The sequence below is a fragment of the Amycolatopsis sp. TRM77291 genome (genome assembly GCF_054166285.1).
Genome location: NZ_JBSZHF010000001.1, coordinates 4333912 through 4347934 on the forward strand (window position 1 = coordinate 4333912; position 14023 = coordinate 4347934).

Genomic DNA, 14023 nt, shown 5'->3' on the forward strand with positions numbered 1-14023 from the left:
TTCGATGACTGAAGGAACCATCCCGGCGGCGCTCGACAGGGCCGCGGAGCGCTTCGCCGCGCGGGAAGCGCTGGTCGACGGCGAAGTCCGGCTCACCTACGCCGAACTCGCCCGCCGCGTGCGCCAGGCCGCGCGGTTCTTCGAGGGCCACGCGCGGGTCGCGATCTGCTCCCCCAACACCTGGCACTGGGTCGTCGCCGGGCTCGGCGCGCTGTACGCCGGAGCGACGCTGATCCCGGTCAACACCCGCTTCACCGCCCGCGAGACCGTCGACGTCCTCGAACGCGCGAACGTTTCCGCGCTGGCGATCACCGGCACGTTCCTCGGCACGGATCGGCTGGCGGACCTCGGCTCTTCCCGCCCTGCCACCGTCCTGCGCATCCCCGTCGGAGGCCCGGAGGAACCGGTCGAGGGCGTGACGGAATGGGACGCGCTCGCCGGACTGGACAGCGACTTCGTCAGTCCCGCGAAACCGGACGACGTCAGCGACATCCTGTTCACGTCCGGGACCACCGGCCGCAGCAAGGGCGCGATGAGCAGCCACCGGCAGGCGCTGAGCGTCGCCGAGGCCTGGGCCGACTGCGGCGGGCTGACCGAGGAAGACCGCTACCTCGTCATCAACCCGTTCTTCCACAGCTTCGGTTACAAGGCGGGGATCCTCGCGGCCATCCTGCGTGGCGCGACGATCCTGCCGCAACGCACCTTCGATGTCCGGGAAACCCTGCGCCTCGTCGAATCCGAGCGGATCACCGTGCTCCCCGGCGCGCCGACGATCTACCAGGTCCTGCTGGACGCGCCCGAACGCGGGAACCACGATCTGTCCAGCCTGCGGCTCGCCGTCACCGGGGCGGCGACCGTGCCGGTCGCGTTGGTCGAGCGGATGCGGACGGAGCTGGGTTTCGACACCGTCCTCACCGCGTACGGGCTCACCGAGGCCGTGGTGGCCACGATGTCCCGCCCCGAAGACGACGCGAAACTGGTGGCACATTTCTCCGGCCGTGCGACGGCGGGCTTCGAGGTGAAACTCGGCGAGCTCGGCGAGGTCCTGCTGCGCGGGCCGAACGTGATGCTCGGCTATCTCGATGATCCGGATGCCACGGCGGAAGCCATCGACGCCGACGGCTGGCTGCACACCGGCGACGTCGGGGTGCTCAACGAGCGCGGTTATCTGCGGATCGTCGACCGGATCAAGGACATGTACGTCTGCAAGGGATTCAACGTGTATCCGGCCGAGGTCGAGCAGGCGCTCGGCTGGCTGGACGGCGTGGCGGAATCCGCGGTGATCGGTGTTCCCGACGCGGTGTACGGCGAGGCGGGCAAGGCCTACATCCGGCTTCGCCCCGGCGCCGAACTGTCCACTGAGGACGTCCTGGCGCACTGCAAAAGCAATCTGGCCAACTACAAACTCCCCCGGTACATCGAGTTCGTGGCGGAACTTCCGCGGAACCTGTCGGGGAAGGTGCTGAAACGCGTGTTGCGGGAGGAGAACGGATGACCGTCGAGTACGAGCGACGCGGGCCGGTGGCCGTCGTCACGATGAACCGGCCGGAGTACCGGAACGCGCAGAACTCGGCGATGACCTACGCGCTCGACGCGGCGTTCACCCGCGCCGTCGACGATCCCGAGGTCAAGGTGATCGTGCTGGCCGGCGCCGGGAAGCACTTCTCCGCCGGGCACGACATCGGGACGCCGGAGCGCGACGTGGACGTCTCGTTCGAGCGCAAGGCCGTCCTGTGGTGGGACCATATCGGCGCCGAGGGCGGTGATCAGCGGTTCGCCCGCGAGTCCGAGGTCTACCTCGGCATGTGCCGCCGGTGGCGCGAGATCCCGAAGCCGACCATCGCGAGCGTGCAGGGCGCGTGCATCGCGGGCGCGCTGATGCTGGCGTGGGTGTGCGACATGATCGTCGCCTCCGACGACGCGTTCTTCGCCGATCCCGTAGTACGTATGGGGATTCCCGGTGTCGAGTACTTCGCGCACCCGTGGGTCCTCGGTCCGCGCGCGGCCAAGGAGGTGCTGTTCACCGGTGAGCGCTTCACGGCGCAGCAGGCCAAGGAATGGGGCATGCTGAACCGCGTCGTCCCGCGCGCCGACCTCGAAACCGAGACGATGGCGCTGGCGGAGAAGATCGCGGTGATGCCGCGGATGGGGCTCGCGCTCGCCAAGAAGGCCGTGAACCAGGCGGAAGACCTCATGGGGCTCCGGTCCGGAATGGACTCCGTGTTCGGTCTGCACCACTTCGCGCACGCGCACAACGCCGAGGTTTCCGGCGGTGACTCGCTGGGCGGGCAGGACGCGCGCTCGATGCGTGACGCGAGTTCATGATGAACCTCGACCTGGATGAGCGGACGCTCGCCTTCCGTGACGAAGCCCGTGCCTGGCTCGCCGCGAACGTTCCCGCCGAGCCGCTGAAGTCGTTCGACACCGCCGAAGGATTCGCGCAGCACCGCGAGTGGGAATCCCGGTTGGCCGACGCCCGGTGGTCCGTCGTCTCGTGGCCGCGCGAGTTCGGCGGGCGGGACGCGAGCCTGCTGGAGTGGGTGCTCTTCGAGGAGGAGTACTACGCGGCGGGAGCGCCGTTGCGGGTCAACCAGAACGGCATCTTCATGCTCGCGCCCACGCTGTTCTCCCATGGCACGGAAGAACAGCAAGCCCGCATCCTGCCGAAGATGGCGCGCTCCGAGGAGGTCTGGGCGCAGGCGTGGTCGGAACCCGAGGCGGGCAGCGACATCGCCGCTCTGCGCAGCACCGCGACCCGCTGCGACGGCGGCTGGCGGGTCAGCGGGCAGAAGACCTGGAGCTCGCGGGCGACGTTCGCCGACCGCGCGTTCGGCCTGTTCCGCAGTGACCCGGACTCGGTGCGGCACAAGGGCCTCACCTATCTGATGGTGGATCTGCGGTCCGAGGGCGTCACCGTCAGGCCGATCCCCCAGCTGGACGGCGAACCGGGGTTCGCCGAGCTCTTCTTCGACGACGTCTTCGTCCCCGACCAGGACGTCATCGGCGCGCCGGGTGAAGGCTGGCGGGTCGCGATGACGACCGCGAACAACGAACGCGGCCTGTCGTTGCGCAGTCCCGGCCGGTTCCTCGCCGCGGCCGACCGGCTGGTCTCGCTCTGGCAGGACTCCGCGCGTCCGGCGCACACCGCGGACCGGGTCGCCGACGCGTGGATCGGTGCGCGGGCCTATCAGCTGTACACCTTCGGCACGGTCACCCGGCTTTCCGAAGGTGCCGAGCTCGGCCCCGAATCGAGTGTCAACAAGTTGTTCTGGTCGCACCTCGACGTCGCGCTGCACGAAACGGCGCTCGACATCCTCGGCCCGGACGCCGAACTGCGGGGCGGCTGGAGCGACGGCTGGCTGTTCTCCCTGGCCGGGCCGATCTACGGCGGGACCGACCAGATCCAGCGGTCCATCGTCGCCGAACGGCTGCTCGGCCTGCCGAAGGGGGCTCGATGAGGTTCGCACTCTCCGGCGAGCAGGAGCAGTTCTCCCGCAGCCTGCACGATCTGCTGTCCGGTGTGGACACCGATTCGGCCAACCGGTCCTGGGCGTCGGGCGATCCCGGGCCCGGCCTCAAGATCTGGCGGCGGCTGGCGGAACTCGGCGTGACCGCGCTGGCGGTCCCCGAGAAGTACGACGGTCTCGGCGCCACACCGGTGGATCTGGCCGTCGGCTTCGAACGGCTCGGCTACCACTGCGTTCCCGGGCCGTGGACCGACACCGTGGCCGTCCTGCCGTCCCTGCTCGACGACGAACTGCTGACCTCGGTCGCGTCCGGCGAGACGCTGGCGTCGGTGGCTTTCGCTCCGCATGTGCCGTATGCCCTGGATTCCGACGTCGCGGACGCGCGGCTCGCTGTCGAGAACGACCGGCTGCGCGCGTTCACCCCGGGCGAGCTTTTGTCCTCCGTGGACGGTTCGCGCCGGTTGTTCCCGCCGGTGGCCGGGGACGACCTCGGCACTGCACTGGACGCGGAGCGCGCGTTCGAACTGGGCTGTCTCGCCACCGCGGCGCAACTCCTCGGCGCGGGACGCTGGCTGCTCGACACGTCCGTCGCCTACGCCGCGCAACGCAAGCAGTACGGCCGGGAGATCGGCGGCTATCAGGCGGTCAAACACCTGCTCGCCGACGTCGCGACCGCGCTCGCGCTGGCCGAGCCGCTGCTGTTCGGCGCGGCCGTCACCCTGGACCGGCGGGACGTCTCCGCGGCCAAGGTGGCGTGCGGCGACGCCGCGCATCTCGCCGCCCGGACGGGGCTGCAGGTGCACGGCGCGATCGGCTACACCGCGGAACACGCGCTCGGCCTGCGGCTGACCAGGGTCCGCGCGCTGGTCGGCGCCTGGGGTACGCCGCGGTTCCACCGGGAGCGGGTGCTGTCATGACGTTCACCGCCGAACAGGACGCGCTGCGCGACAGCGTGCGGAAGCTGCTGGACCGGGAAGCGGATCCCTGGCCCGAGCTGTGCGAGCAGATCGGGGTGGCGGCGCTGGCCGTTCCCGAGCGGTTCGGCGGGCTCGGCGCCGGGACGACGGAACTGCAGGTGGTCGCCGAAGAACTGGGCAGGGTCCTCGCCGACGTCCCGTTCCTCGGCTCGGCCGTGCTCGCCGTGCACGCCGTCCTGGCCACGGGCAACGACGAGGCTTGCGAACGGCTGCTCCCCCGCCTCGCCGAGGGTGTTGTCGGCGCGGTGGCCTGGACCGATGCCGAAGGTCGCTGGGATGCCCCTGCCTGCCGCGTCGACGATTCCGGGGTGGAGGGTGAGGCGCACTACGTCCTCCACGGCGACGAGGCCGAGATCCTGCTGGTCGTGGCCGGCGATTCGCTGTACGAAGTCGCCGATGCGCGGCGAGAACGGACTCCGGCGATGGACGAAACGCGGCGACTGGCGAGGGTTCGTTTCGACGGCGCCTCTGCCCGGCTGATCGGCCCGGTCGACCTCGGCGCGCTGCGGGACGTCGCGTGCGCCGTTTTGGCCGCCGAACAGGCCGGGGCCGCGGCGCGGGCGTTCGAGCTGACGGTGGAGTACAGCAAGCAGCGGCACCAGTTCGGCAGGCCGATCGGCGGATTCCAGGCGTTGAAGCATCGGATGGCCGATCTCCACGTCCTGGTGGAAACCGCGCGCTCGGCGGCCTACGCGGCTCCGGAGTCGAGCAGGCTGGCCGCGGTGGCCAAGGTGCACTGCTCGGAGGCGCTGGCGACGGTGGCGGGCGAGATGATCCAGCTGCACGGCGGGATCGCGATCACCTGGGAGCATCCGGCGCACCGCTATTTCAAGCGGGCGCATGGCGCGGCGCACCTGTTCGGCTCGCCTGGCGACCACCTCGGACGGGTGCGGCCGCCGTTATCGTGAGCCGGTGGAGTGCGCGATCTGTGCCAAGCACCGTGGCGAAGGCCCGCTGGTGGGGCCGGCCGTCTGGGCCGACGACACGGTCGTCGTGTCGCACCGGCCCGGTGGCTTCCCCGGTTATCTGTTCGTGGAGACCCGGCGGCATGTGGCGGCGCTGGACGAGCTGACCCCGGACGAGGTCGCGGCGGTCGCGCGCGCGGCCTGGTTCGCGGCCAGGGGCCTGCGTGCGGAACTGGCTCCGGAGCACGTGTTCTCCGCCATCGCCGGGCGGAGTGTCGCGCATTTCCATCAGCACGTTTTCGTGAGGTACCGGGGAACGCCCTCGGAGCTCGGGTGGATGGACGGTCCCTCGTGGACGGGCGCGCCGGCCGCGGACATCCGCGCGCTGTGCGGCCGCCTGGCGGGTCACTTCTGATCCAGGAACCGGGTGATGGCGCGGATGCGGTCACCGTCGAGGGTGAGGACCATCAGTCCGGCCGGTGTCTCACCGTGACGGCAGACGAAGGCGGGCTGGCCATTGGCACGCGTCGGGGTCATGGTGAAGCGCTCCACGGGAACGGCCATGGTGACGCGGAGGAAGCCCGCGATCGCCTCGCGACCGTGGTACTCGTGCGGTGCCGGCGGCATGGCGAGCCAGGCGTCGTCGGTGAGCAGGCTGAGGACGCCGTCGAGGTCGCCCGCGGTGAACGCGTCGGCGAAGCGCCTGGTCAGCTCGCGTTCCCCCGGTGAGGGGCGGTGTGCCGTGCGGGCTCGATGCTTGTCGAGGGAGGCGCGGGCGCGCTGGAGGATGCCTTTGACCGCCGTCTCGGTGGTGCCGAGCATGCTCGCGACCTCACCGGCGGGGAAGCACAGGACGTCCCGCAGGACGAGCGCGGCGGCTTGTCTCGGCGGGAGGAGCTGGAGCCCGGTGATGAAGGCGAGCTCGACGGCCTCCCTGGTGGTGTAGCGCGCTTCGGGGCCGGGTTCGCTGTCGGCGAGCTCGTCCGGATACGGCTGCAACCAGGTCACTTCACCGCGTCGGCTCGGCTCCGGCGGATCGAACGGCGGCACCGGCTCGGGCGGGCGACGGCGGCCGGCGTCCCTCAATGCGTTGAGGCAGCGGTTGGTGGCGATGCGGTACAGCCAGGTGCGAAGCGACGAGCGCCCCTCGAAGCCGTCGAGGCCGCGCCAGGCGGCCAGGAGCGTCTCCTGGACGGCGTCCTCGGCGTCGGTGAGGGACCCGAGGATCCGGTAACAGTGCAGGTGGAGCTCGTGCCGATAGGTGTCGGCGAGCTCGCGAAACCCCTGCTCGTCTGTCGCCCTGGTGCTCACTGACCGTTCCTTTCGCGGCGGGAGTGGTGTCTGACTGGGTGAAGACCGACGAAAGGAACCATCATGACCAGTCCCGCCTTGGATGTCGCGCTCGCCTACCACCACGCGTGGACGGGCAAGGACTTCGAGAAGGCGATGACCTACATCGCCGAGGACATCGTCTGCCACACGCCCGGTGGGCCGCTTTCCGGCGCTGAGGCGTTTCGCGGGTTCATGGGCCCGTTCACCGAGATCCTGACCGGCTCGACGCTGCTCTCGGCGTTCGGGGACGAGACGACCGCGTTGCTTATGTACGACACGGCGACCTTGCCGGTCGCGAGCGCGCCCGGGGCCGAGCTGCTGACAGTGCGGGAGGGGAAGATCGTGGAGTTGCGGATCGTGTTCGATCGGGCTCCTTTCGATGCGGCGCGGGAGGCTGCTGCGGGGTCTTAGCCGGTTGCTCGGTGGCGCGTGAAGGGCTTCTTCCCTCGGTTCGACGGGGGAAGGGGGCTTCACGCGCCCTGTTTCCAGGGGTGCGGGTGTCGTCGCCTGGCGTGCGCGCCCGGGTGGCCGGGGCATACAGGAACCTGCCAACCAAGTAGTCCTAACGGACGGGCTCTGAGGCGCGCCGGTGCCACGACGTGACGCACATTCGGGCGGCTGCGGGGGCTGCCCACTGCGGGAGTCCAGACTGGACGGGCCTGGCCGCGCCGGTGCAACCGCCCGCCTATTTCCAGTGAGCCAGGGCGTGCTTATCGGCTTGCCGCGGAACCGCGCTTTGGGCACACCGGAGTCGCCGCCCGGTGTGAGGCCGGGTGGCTCCACGGCGTATTTCTGTACCGATCAGAAGGGTGGAGTGTCGTCCTCGGGTTGGGGTCGTGGGTCGTGGAGTGGTTCCGGGTTCGCGTGGTAGGTACGGCCGGTGGGGGTGGTGATGGTCATGCCGCCGTTGCCGGTGGGGGTGGTGGTCCAGCCGGGTTCTTCTTTGAGGTGGTTGTGGATGGTGCAGGCGGCGTGGCAGTTGTGGTGGTCGGTGTTGCCGTTGCGGGCCCAGGTGGTGATGTGGTCGATCTCGGAGAACTCCGCCGGCCGATGGCAGCCGGGGTAGGTGCATTCCCGATCCCGCGCCTTGATCAACCTGNCCCGCACCAACCCACCGGTGCACCGCATTCACCCCACCCCCACCCCGGACGAGACTCACAACGGTGACCGCAAACCTCCGCACAGGCAGCGATTTCGCCCGTCTGTCCCGCCGCGTCAGCGAAGCGGGCCTCCTCGACCGCCGTCCCGGCTACTACGTCTTCCGCATCGGCCTGGTCGCCACCCTCTTCGTCTCCGGCTGGGTCGCCTTCTTCGCGATCGGGGATTCCTGGTGGCAGCTGGGGATCGCCGTCTTCCAGGCGGTGATGTTCGGCCAGATCGCGTTGCTGTCGCACGATCTCGCGCACCGTCAGGTGTTCCGCACCCGCCACCCGAGCGAGATCGCCGGGCGGATCGCGGGGAACCTCGGTGTCGGCATGAGTTACGGCTGGTGGATGGACAAGCACACCCGCCACCACGCGAACCCGAACCACGAGCACCTCGACCCCGACGTCGATCCGGACATCCTCGTGTGGTCGAAGGACCAGGCGCGGGCCAGCAAGGGTCTCCCCCGGTTCATCGGCCGCTACCAGGCGTTCCTGTTCTTCCCGCTGCTCACCCTCGAAGGCCTGAACCTGCACTTCTCCGGGATCCGCGCGGTCGCGAAGCCGGGCCTCCGGCGGCGCGGGCTCGAAGCGGCGTTGCTGCTGGCGCACTTCGCGCTCTACTTCAGCGCGTTGCTCGTGGTCCTCTCACCCGGCAAGGCGCTCGTCTTCTTCATCGTCCACAAAGCACTGTGGGGTGTCTACATGGGATCGATCTTCGCGCCCAACCACAAGGGCATGCCGATCCTGTCCGGCGACACCGAACTCGACTTCCTCCGCAAGCAGGTGCTCACCTCACGCAACGTCCGCGGCGGCCGGATCGTCGACGTCGCGCTCGGCGGCCTCAACTACCAGATCGAGCACCACTTGTTCCCGAGCATGCCGTCGCCGCATCTGCGCCGCGCCCGGCCCATTGTCCAGCGCTACTGCGACGAGATCGGCGTCCCGTACCACGAGACCGGGCTCATCGAGTCCTACTCGCTCGCGTTACGCAGCCTGCACGACGCCGGCGAGCCGATCAGAGCCAATCGTCGGGACGCGGCCAGGGCATGAGCGCGGCGAGCGCGTCCGTCACCGGCTCGGTCACCGTGTACCGCCCGCGATGGAACAGCAGCGGCCGATCATCGGAGGGTTCCCCGAGCGCGGTGACCCTGCCGACGACGACGTAATGGTCACCCGCCTCGTGCACGGCTTCGAGGGCGCAGTCGATCCAGGTCAGGGCCCCGGTCAGCAAAGGGGATCCGGACGGGGCGGGCGACCAGTCGACCGACGCGAACTTGTCCGCCCCCCGCGCGCCGAACACCGCGCTGACCTCTTGCTGGTCCTCGGCGAGCACGTTGACGGCGAACCGGCCGGACTCGGCGAGCACCGCCCAGGTCCGGGAAGTCTTGGCAGGACAGAAGAGCACCAGCGGCGGATCCAGCGAAAGCGCCGCGAACGACTGGCACGCGAAGCCTACCGGAGCCGTGCCGTCGTGCCCGGTCACCACCGCGACACCGGTGCAGAAATGCCCGAGCACCGTCCGGAACCGAGCCGGATCGATGTCCGCGCCGAGGTCCGTCACCGGGGTCACGACTGCCCCGGCGGGCGGGCGCCGACTGAAAAGTCGTGTCCCCACAAGGAAACCGCCGTACTCTCTCGGGCGATCCAGCTCTCGTCGTCCACTTGACGCCCCTCGCAGCCGTATTCGACGTCGAAGCCGCCGGGGGTCTTCATGTAGAACGAGAGCATCAGATCGTTGACGTGCCGCCCGAGGGTCGCCGACATCGGCACCTTCCGGCGGATGGCCCGGTCGAGGCAGAGGCCGACGTCGTCGGTGTTCTCCACTTCGACCATGAGGTGCACGATGCCGCTGGGTGTCGGCATCGGGAGGAACGCGAGGCTGTGGTGCCGCGGGTTGCAGCCGAAGAACCGCAGCCACGCCGGAGCGCCGTCGGCCGGCCTGCCGACCATCTGCGGCGGCAGTTTCATCGAGTCCCGCAGCCGGAACCCGAGGACGTCACGGTAGAACCGCAGGGAAGCGTCATCGTCGTGAGTGGACAGGACGACGTGCCCGAGCCCTTGCTCACCGGTCACGAACCTGTGCCCATAAGGACTCACGACGCGCCGGTGCTGCAACGCGACGCCGTGGAACACTTCGAGCGTGTTACCCGAAGGGTCCTCGAAGGACACCAGACCGTCGACCCGGCGATCGGCCAGCTGATCCGGCGTGCCTTCCTTGTACGGCACAGAATGCGCGTCGAGCGAAGACCGGATCTCGTCGAGTTCGCCGGCGTTGGCGACCTCCCAGCCCGTCACGGCGAGCCGGTCGTGCTCACCGGGGAAGATCACGAGCCGCGCGGGGAAATCGTCCATGCGCAGGTAGAGCGCTTCCGGATTCGTGCCGGAACCCTCGACCATGCCGAGGACCTTCAGCCCGTATTCACGCCACGCGGCCATGTCGGTGGCTTCGATGCGGAGGTAGGCGAGCGATCGGATACCCATCAGGAGGCTCCCAGGAAGTCGAGTGCCAGCCGGTTGAATTCGTCGAACTTCTCCAGCTGCGCCCAGTGCCCGCAGCCGCCGAACACGTGCAGCTGGGCACGCGGGATCGTCTTGAGCGCGAGCAGCGCGCCGTCGAGCGGATTGACGCGGTCCTCCCGGCCCCAGATCAGGAGCACGCGCTGCCGCAGGCGATGCGCCTCACGCCACAGCATGCCCTCTTCGTAGGTGTCGGGCTGGGCGAACGACTTGCCCATCGCCTTCATCGCGGCCAGCGACTCCGGCGCGCTCGCGGCGGCGAACCGCTCGTCGATCAGTTCGTCGGTGATCAGCGACTGGTCGTGCACCATGATCCGCAGGAAGGCTTCGAGCTTCTCGCGACTCGGTCCCGGCGGGGCGCTGAACCGGCCGAGGTTCTTGATTCCCTCGGTGGGATCGGGCGCGAACAGGTTCACGCTCAGCCCACCCGGCCCCATCAGGACGAGCCGCCCGGCCCTCTTCGGGTGGTTGAGCGCGAGCCGCACGGAAGTCCCGCCGCCGAGCGAGTTGCCGACGAAATGCGCCCGTTCGATGCCGAGTTCGTCCATGAGCCCGACCACGGCGTCAGCGCTGTGGCGGAAGTATTGGGGATGCTCGGTCGGTTTGTCCGAGCGGCCGAACCCGGGCTGGTCGATGGCCAGCGTCCGGTAGTTCTTGCCGAACACCGGGAGGTTGCGGCCGAAGTTGCTCCACGCCGACGCGCCGGGCCCACCGCCGTGCAACAGGATCACCGTCTCGGAATGTTCCGCGCCCACCTCGTGGTAATGCAGCTTGAGTCCATCTCGGACAGTGACGTACTTGCCTTCGGTCATCAGACCATCGCATTCTCGACGGGCAGCCCGAAGGCGCCGGTTCCGAACATGACGTAGGCGCGCTCGGCGTCGTTCGCCGCGTGCACCCGGCCGGCGTGGGCGTCGCGCCAGAACCGCTGGATCGGGGTTCCGGCCCGCAGGGCGCGGCCGCCGGAGTTCTCGAAGAGCCTGTCGATCGCGAAGATCGCACGCTCGGTACCGCGGACCTGATCACGCCGGACCCGCAGCCGGGTGGAGAACGGCAGTTTCTCCCCCTTGCACGCCAGCTGGTACAGCTCGTCGATGTTGTGGGTCAGCTGGAGCCAGGCCGCGTCGATCTCGCTCGCCGCCTCGGCGATCCGCACCTTGGCGAACGGGTCCTCTTTGGACTGTTCACCCGCGTACGCCGCGCGTACGCGCTTGCCCTGGTACTCGACGTGCGCGTCGTACGCGCCTTGCGCCATCCCGATGATCGGCGCGGTGATCGTGCTCGGATGCACCGAGCCGTACGGCAGCTTGTACAGCGGCCCGGGATTGATCTCCTGCCCCGGCGTCTTGCACTTCGACGTCGCGATGAAGCTGAGCGCGCGGTGTTTCGGCACGAAGACGTCGTTCACGATGATGTCGTTGGACCCGGTGCCGCGCAGGCCCACGGTGTCCCAGACGTCTTCGATCGTGTAGTCGGCGATCGGCACCAGATACGTGCAGAAGTCGACGGGTTTCCCGTCCTTGAACACCGGCCCGCCCAGCAGCACCCAGGTCGCGTGGTCGCAGCCGGACGAGAAGCTCCAGCGCCCGCTGAGCCGGTAGCCGCCGTCGACGACGTCCGCCTTGCCCATCGGCGCGTACGACGAGGAGATCCGGACGTCGGCGTCGTCGCCCCAGACGTCCTGCTGCGCCTGCGCTTCGAACAGGCCGAGGTGCCACGGGTGGACGCCGAGGATGGAGGCGACCCAGCCGGTGGACCCGCACGCGCTCGCGACGAGTTTGACGGCGGTGTAGAAGCTCACCGGGTCGGCTTCGAGGCCACCGAACGTCTTCGGCTGCAGGAGTTTGAAGAACCCGGTCTCCTGCAGGGATTTGACGGACTCCTCGGGAACGCGCCTGGCGTCCTCCGCCTCCTGCGCCCGCTCCCGCAGGACCGGCAGCAGCTCCCGGATGCCCGCGATCACGTCCTGCGCGGCGTGCTCGCTCATATGCGTTCCCTCTCTCGTGCTCGGTGAACCGGGTCCAAGACTAGAACACGTTCTCGTTTTTGTCGACCGATCCCCGGTCGAGGGCACTGTGCAGTCCGGCACGCCGACCGGAAAACACGCAATCGGCCAGCGACAGACCGCTCACGTAGGACCTAGAACAGATTCCCACCGCGGTCCGGCCGGCCGCGTACAGCCCGCGGATCGGGGCGCCGTCGGCGGACCGCACCGCACCGGTCTCCTCGTCCACGACCAGGCCGCCCAACGTCAGCATCGGGCACGGATAGCCCAGGTTCGGCTTGATCGAGACGTCGATCAGCGAGTACGGCGGCCGGTCCAGCGGCCGCGCGAACTCCGCGGGCTTGCCCGTCGGATCCGCGCCGGACCTCGCCGCCTCGACACTGGCGGCCAGCCCGCCGGGATCGACGCCCGCCTTGCGCGCGACCCCGTCGAGCGACCCGGCGACGACGCGTTGCCGCAGCAGATACCGCACCTGAAGCCCTTGGAACCATTGACTTTGCCCGCGCGCGTCCCGCCGGACCTCCTGGACGATGGCGTCGTCGACCAGCAGCCAGCCACGCCCTTCATGGCCGGTGATCATGCGTTCGCCGACGGCCGCGCCGTACCGGGATTCGTCGATGATGCGGCCGCCCGTCTCGTCCACGAGCAGGCCGCCGAGGAACGCCGACGGCGGGGTGATGAACCGCCAGGCGGAGATCCGCCCGAGTTCCGCGGTGACCCCGCCCGCCTCGACCCCCATGCGGATGCCGGAACCGTCGTCGGCCGACGTCCCGAGCGCCAGCCCGCCGCGATACGCGGGCGCGTGCTCGCGCACCATCTCGCGGTTCGCGATGAACCCGCCCGCCGCGAGCACGACCCCGCGCGAGGCGGAAATCCGCAGCTCACGACCGTAACGGCGCTCGATCCGCTCCACCCTCCGGTGCAGCGGCTTCCGCAGCGAGGGCACGTAAATCCCCGGTTTGGCGGCATACGCCGAGAGCCTCCGGTGCGCCGCCCGCACACGAGCGGGAGCGTCCCGCAGCGTGGACACGACGACGCCGGTCACGGCCCCGTCGGCGTCCACGATCAGATTCCGCGCGGCGGTCTGCGGCAGTACCTGGATCCCACGGCTCCGGACCGCCTCCATCAGGCGTTTCATGAGCAGTTTCCCCGAGGTGCCGGGCCCTTTGACGCGATGCCCGCGCGGCGCGGGCTTGGCGGCGTCACGGAAACCGCCCGCCGCCTCGCTGCCCGAGTAGTACAGATAGTGCTTGTCGCTCGGGTACGACGTCTTGTACGGGCACAGACTGCCCTCGAAGGGCACGCCGTTGCCTTCCAGCCAGGAGATCATCTCCGTACTGCCCGCGCAGAAACGCCGCAGGGTCTCCTCGGAGACGACGTCACCGACCTCGAGCCGCAGGTAGTCGTACATCGCGTCGACACTGTCGTCGACGCCCGCGTCCCGCTGCCGTGCCGTCCCGCCACCGGCGTACACGACACCACCACTGACCGCGCTCGCGCCACCGCCGGAGAAGCGGTCCAGCACCAGCACCCGGGCACCGGCATCGGCGGCCTCGATCGCCGCACAGGCGCCGGCCGCACCAAAACCCACGATCACCACATCCGCGACGAGGGAGTCCATGTCCCCACCCTAGAACTAGAACACGTTCTCGTCTATGGTGACTGGAGCAGCGCG

Annotated in this window: 14 protein-coding genes and 1 pseudogene; 8 read left to right on the forward strand and 7 right to left on the reverse strand. The window is 69.4% G+C overall.

Features of this window, described 5'->3' with window-relative positions; genetic code table 11:
* Positions 1-4 precede the first annotated feature (4 nt).
* From ACXIZN_RS19910 to ACXIZN_RS19935, 6 genes are read left to right on the forward strand one after another with little or no spacing between them, the layout of a single operon-like run.
* The gene (locus ACXIZN_RS19910) at positions 5-1495 is read left to right on the forward strand and encodes a FadD3 family acyl-CoA ligase (protein ID WP_457956165.1); all 1491 of its coding nucleotides are present in this window, start codon (positions 5-7) and stop codon (positions 1493-1495) included.
* Entirely contained in the window at positions 1492-2325 is an 834-nt protein-coding gene (locus tag ACXIZN_RS19915; protein WP_457956167.1) for an enoyl-CoA hydratase, read from the forward strand. Before ACXIZN_RS19910 ends, ACXIZN_RS19915 begins: the two co-directional genes overlap by 4 nt.
* The gene (locus ACXIZN_RS19920) at positions 2325-3458 is read left to right on the forward strand and encodes an acyl-CoA dehydrogenase family protein (protein ID WP_457960560.1); all 1134 of its coding nucleotides are present in this window, start codon (positions 2325-2327) and stop codon (positions 3456-3458) included. Before ACXIZN_RS19915 ends, ACXIZN_RS19920 begins: the two co-directional genes overlap by 1 nt.
* Complete coding sequence (locus ACXIZN_RS19925; protein WP_457956168.1) at positions 3455-4384, forward strand: acyl-CoA dehydrogenase family protein; 930 nt, start codon at positions 3455-3457, stop codon at positions 4382-4384. The genes ACXIZN_RS19920 and ACXIZN_RS19925 overlap by 4 nt, the downstream gene beginning before the upstream one ends.
* A complete protein-coding gene (locus tag ACXIZN_RS19930; protein ID WP_457956169.1) occupies positions 4381-5352 on the forward strand; it encodes an acyl-CoA dehydrogenase family protein in 972 nt (323 codons plus the stop codon). The genes ACXIZN_RS19925 and ACXIZN_RS19930 overlap by 4 nt, the downstream gene beginning before the upstream one ends.
* Before the next feature lie 4 nt (positions 5353-5356).
* Positions 5357-5764, forward strand: coding sequence for an HIT family protein (locus tag ACXIZN_RS19935; RefSeq protein ID WP_457956171.1), 408 nt, complete (start codon positions 5357-5359; stop codon positions 5762-5764).
* On the opposite strand, the gene ACXIZN_RS19940 is transcribed toward ACXIZN_RS19935, so the two are convergent.
* Positions 5755-6660: an RNA polymerase subunit sigma-70 gene (locus ACXIZN_RS19940; RefSeq protein ID WP_457956172.1), complete on the reverse strand. Its 906-nt coding sequence runs from the start codon at positions 6658-6660 to the stop codon at positions 5755-5757. The genes ACXIZN_RS19935 and ACXIZN_RS19940 overlap by 10 nt on opposite strands.
* Positions 6661-6723: 63 nt before the next feature.
* On the opposite strand from ACXIZN_RS19940, the gene ACXIZN_RS19945 reads away from it, so the two are divergent.
* Positions 6724-7092 carry a nuclear transport factor 2 family protein gene (locus ACXIZN_RS19945; protein ID WP_457956173.1) on the forward strand — a complete coding sequence of 123 codons (369 nt, stop codon included), beginning with the start codon at positions 6724-6726 and terminating at the stop codon, positions 7090-7092.
* 390 nt (positions 7093-7482) lie between these two features.
* Here the strand turns inward: ACXIZN_RS19945 and ACXIZN_RS19950 are convergent.
* Positions 7483-7779, reverse strand: a pseudogene (locus ACXIZN_RS19950) (HNH endonuclease signature motif containing protein); the annotation flags it as partial.
* A 65-nt stretch (positions 7780-7844) separates the two neighbouring features.
* On the opposite strand from ACXIZN_RS19950, the gene ACXIZN_RS19955 reads away from it, so the two are divergent.
* Positions 7845-8876, forward strand: a complete 1032-nt coding sequence (locus tag ACXIZN_RS19955; protein WP_457956174.1) for a fatty acid desaturase family protein — start codon at positions 7845-7847, stop codon at positions 8874-8876.
* Here ACXIZN_RS19955 and hsaB read toward each other — a convergent pair.
* From hsaB to ACXIZN_RS19980, 5 genes are read right to left on the reverse strand one after another with little or no spacing between them, the layout of a single operon-like run.
* A complete protein-coding gene (hsaB, locus tag ACXIZN_RS19960) occupies positions 8842-9396 on the reverse strand; it encodes a 3-hydroxy-9,10-secoandrosta-1,3,5(10)-triene-9,17-dione monooxygenase reductase subunit (protein ID WP_457956176.1) in 555 nt (184 codons plus the stop codon). The genes ACXIZN_RS19955 and hsaB overlap by 35 nt on opposite strands.
* Positions 9393-10307: an iron-dependent extradiol dioxygenase HsaC gene (hsaC, locus tag ACXIZN_RS19965; protein WP_457956177.1), complete on the reverse strand. Its 915-nt coding sequence runs from the start codon at positions 10305-10307 to the stop codon at positions 9393-9395. Before hsaC ends, hsaB begins: the two co-directional genes overlap by 4 nt.
* The gene (hsaD, locus tag ACXIZN_RS19970) at positions 10307-11155 is read right to left on the reverse strand and encodes a 4,5:9,10-diseco-3-hydroxy-5,9,17-trioxoandrosta-1(10),2-diene-4-oate hydrolase (RefSeq protein WP_457956179.1); all 849 of its coding nucleotides are present in this window, start codon (positions 11153-11155) and stop codon (positions 10307-10309) included. Before hsaD ends, hsaC begins: the two co-directional genes overlap by 1 nt.
* Positions 11155-12330, reverse strand: coding sequence for a 3-hydroxy-9,10-secoandrosta-1,3,5(10)-triene-9,17-dione monooxygenase oxygenase subunit (gene hsaA / locus ACXIZN_RS19975; RefSeq protein ID WP_457956181.1), 1176 nt, complete (start codon positions 12328-12330; stop codon positions 11155-11157). Before hsaA ends, hsaD begins: the two co-directional genes overlap by 1 nt.
* 40 nt (positions 12331-12370) lie before the next feature.
* A complete protein-coding gene (locus tag ACXIZN_RS19980) occupies positions 12371-13969 on the reverse strand; it encodes an FAD-binding protein (RefSeq protein WP_457956182.1) in 1599 nt (532 codons plus the stop codon).
* Positions 13970-14023 lie beyond the last annotated feature (54 nt).

Coding starts and splice junctions, on each gene's coding strand:
- ACXIZN_RS19910 (WP_457956165.1), top strand. CDS start 5: ATGACTGAAGGAACCATCCCGGCGGCGCTCGACAGGGCCGCGGAGCGC.
- ACXIZN_RS19915 (WP_457956167.1), top strand. CDS start 1,492: ATGACCGTCGAGTACGAGCGACGCGGGCCGGTGGCCGTCGTCACGATG.
- ACXIZN_RS19920 (WP_457960560.1), top strand. CDS start 2,325: ATGAACCTCGACCTGGATGAGCGGACGCTCGCCTTCCGTGACGAAGCC.
- ACXIZN_RS19925 (WP_457956168.1), top strand. CDS start 3,455: ATGAGGTTCGCACTCTCCGGCGAGCAGGAGCAGTTCTCCCGCAGCCTG.
- ACXIZN_RS19930 (WP_457956169.1), top strand. CDS start 4,381: ATGACGTTCACCGCCGAACAGGACGCGCTGCGCGACAGCGTGCGGAAG.
- ACXIZN_RS19945 (WP_457956173.1), top strand. CDS start 6,724: ATGACCAGTCCCGCCTTGGATGTCGCGCTCGCCTACCACCACGCGTGG.
- hsaC (WP_457956177.1), bottom strand. CDS start 10,307: ATGGGTATCCGATCGCTCGCCTACCTCCGCATCGAAGCCACCGACATG.
- hsaD (WP_457956179.1), bottom strand. CDS start 11,155: ATGACCGAAGGCAAGTACGTCACTGTCCGAGATGGACTCAAGCTGCAT.
- hsaA (WP_457956181.1), bottom strand. CDS start 12,330: ATGAGCGAGCACGCCGCGCAGGACGTGATCGCGGGCATCCGGGAGCTG.
- ACXIZN_RS19980 (WP_457956182.1), bottom strand. CDS start 13,969: ATGGACTCCCTCGTCGCGGATGTGGTGATCGTGGGTTTTGGTGCGGCC.